Origin of the sequence: Chitinophaga sp. (assembly GCF_036566945.1) — a bacterium.
Classification (GTDB): Bacteria; Bacteroidota; Bacteroidia; order Chitinophagales; family Chitinophagaceae; genus Chitinophaga.
Genome location: NZ_DATCVJ010000372.1, coordinates 1 through 2,622, shown reverse-complemented (window position 1 = coordinate 2,622; position 2,622 = coordinate 1). Strand labels below are relative to the sequence as shown.

At 46.5% G+C, this 2,622-nt stretch carries 1 protein-coding gene; it reads left to right on the top strand.

Translation table 11 applies throughout. The features are described from left to right. Positions 1 to 2,622: SusC/RagA family TonB-linked outer membrane protein (locus tag VIP81_RS10925; RefSeq protein ID WP_331959829.1), on the top strand; the 2,622-nt coding region annotated here is incomplete at both ends.

Below are 2,622 nucleotides of genomic sequence, written 5' to 3'. Positions count from 1 at the left end.
GCGGTGGCGCCATAGGCGCCGACCGTAATGCGCCGCTGATTGTGGTAGATGGTTTTCCGGTAAACCAGTTGCCGGACAATATGAATGATGTAGAGAAGATAGATGTGCTGAAAGATGCTGCTGCGGCAGCGATCTGGGGTGCCAAGGCATCCAATGGCGTTATCGTGGTAACAACTAAACGGGGAAAAGAAGGGAAAATAAAGATTAACTACGCGGCCAATATGTATTTCACCCAGCGGCCGGATTTTTCTGCACTGGGCCGTGCTAACAGTGCTGACCTGGTGGACTATGACAAAGAAGCCTATGATAAGGGATTCATTACGCCGGCCGCTTTTGAAGGCCAGCCGAACGGATATTCCCCTTCTTTCGATCTGCTTTTTCAGCTGAATGATGGACAGATTACAGACCAGGAGTATAAACGCAAGCAGGATTCATTGGGTAGCATTTCCAACCGCTCGCAGATACATGATTTACTGACCCGTACCGGCATACGCCAGAACCATTACCTGTCGGTTTCCGGTGGTGGTAAAGGCTATCGTTTTATGGTATCCGGCACCTATGATAATGGCCAGTCGGTATACATCGGAGATAAGTCGCAATCCATGCAACTGAATACCCGCGGTGATTTTGAAGTGACCCGTAACCTGCGGTTTAATGTAGATATCAACACCGTATTTCAGGATATGAAAACCGTGCCTGGTATCAGCAGAGATATACAGCAGCTCGCTCCTTATCAGCTATTATTGGATGCGAACGGAAATTACCTGTACGACTATGGTACTTTTAATAAAGCAGAAAATGACCGCCTGAAAGGACTGGGTTACCTGGACAATGGCCGCAATCTGCTGGAAGATGCAAGACTCTCCAATAACAGGAGTAAGAATTTCGGCGTAAGAACCAACGTAGGTGGTGAATGGAAGATCGTAAAAGGCTTAACCCTGAATGCCGGTTTTCTGTACGACCGTTTGAAGCAGAGTGGAAAGGATATTTTATCGCAGCAGGCTTACGCCAACCGCTATTTCATTAACCAGTTTGCCACCATGGGAACAGATGGTAAGCTTGTTTTCAATTTGCCACAGGGTGACCGTCTTAGTCAGATAGAGAATACCAACAGCAGATGGGCCCTGCGTTCACAGCTGAATTATACGAACCTGTTTCAGGGCAAACACTTTGTGAATGTTGCCGCAGGTATGGAAGTGAAGAAAACGATCACCGATGGATTTAATACCACCAAATTTGGTTACAATGATGCATTGCAATCATGGCAGCCGATAGATCAGAAAATGTTGCTGAGCAATACTTTAACCTGGTGGAACAATAAACGCATCCCAACTTATGATGCTACAGCAAGGGATGGTTTCCAGTATATTGATGAAAGAGAAAGATCCTATTACGGAACTGCTGCCTATACCTATGATGATCGTTATACCCTTACCGGTAGTTACCGGGTAGACCAATCCAATTTGTTTGGAACAGATCCTAAATACCGTCGTACACCGTTATGGTCAGTAGGTGGCGCCTGGGACCTGGCCCGGGAGCAGTTTTTCCATATCGACAAGATCAGTATGCTGAAGCTGCGTGGTTCTGTGGGATTAACCGGTAATATCGATCGTTCTACCACGCCATTACTGGTAGCCAACCGGTTGCTCCTGGCACGGTTCAATGAGTTTTATGGAAGAGTGAGCAGCTATAATCCGAGTTTACGTTGGGAAAGAACCCGCAGTACAAACCTGGGTATGGATCTGGCCATGTTTGATGGACGGTTACAGGTAACCGTAGATGCCTATAACAGAAAAGGATACGACCTGTTGGGTACCAGGATACTGGATCCTACGGTAGGATTTACAAGCATGAGAATCAACGGTGCGAAGATGACGAATAAAGGCATTGACCTGACCGTTCAGGGAGATATTATCGTTACCCGGCAGTTCAAATGGAATAGCCGTTTAAGTGCTGGTTATAATAAAAACATTATCACCGATAATAAAATACCGGAGAGCAGTCCGGAGCTGACCCGTGTTACCGGTGTTACGCCATACGTAGAAGGATATCCCCGGGAAGCCCTATGGAGTTATAAGTGGGCAGGACTGGACGATCATGGCAATCCGCAGGTATATGGTGATAAAGACGCGAAAGTAAAGAAAGCGCAGTATTCTTCGCTGGAATATAGCGGCACTTACCGTGCTCCATTGTCCGGTGGATTTACCAACATATTTTCTTACCGGCAGTTTTTTGTGAGTGCGTTGGCCACTTTCAATTTTGGTAATGTACTTCGTCGGGAAATGCCAGACATGTATGGTTATTCTTTTTCTACTTCCCTGAATTACCAGGTGGCTAATCGCTGGCGTAAGCCGGGTGATGAAACCAAAACAGACATTGCGGCCATCACCCCTTCTTTTGATCCGGCCGACTTTTACGATGGCCGTGAAAGGGCGATGCAATATTCTTCCAACAGTGTGATTCCCGGCGACTATATCCGCCTGCGTGAAATACAGTTGGGATACAACTTCCCGGCTTCCTTACTAAAAGGATCTGTAGTGAGAGGCTTACATATTATAGGCCAGATGAATAATGTGGCTTTATGGAAGAAGAATAAATACGGGATAGATCCGGAGGCCATAG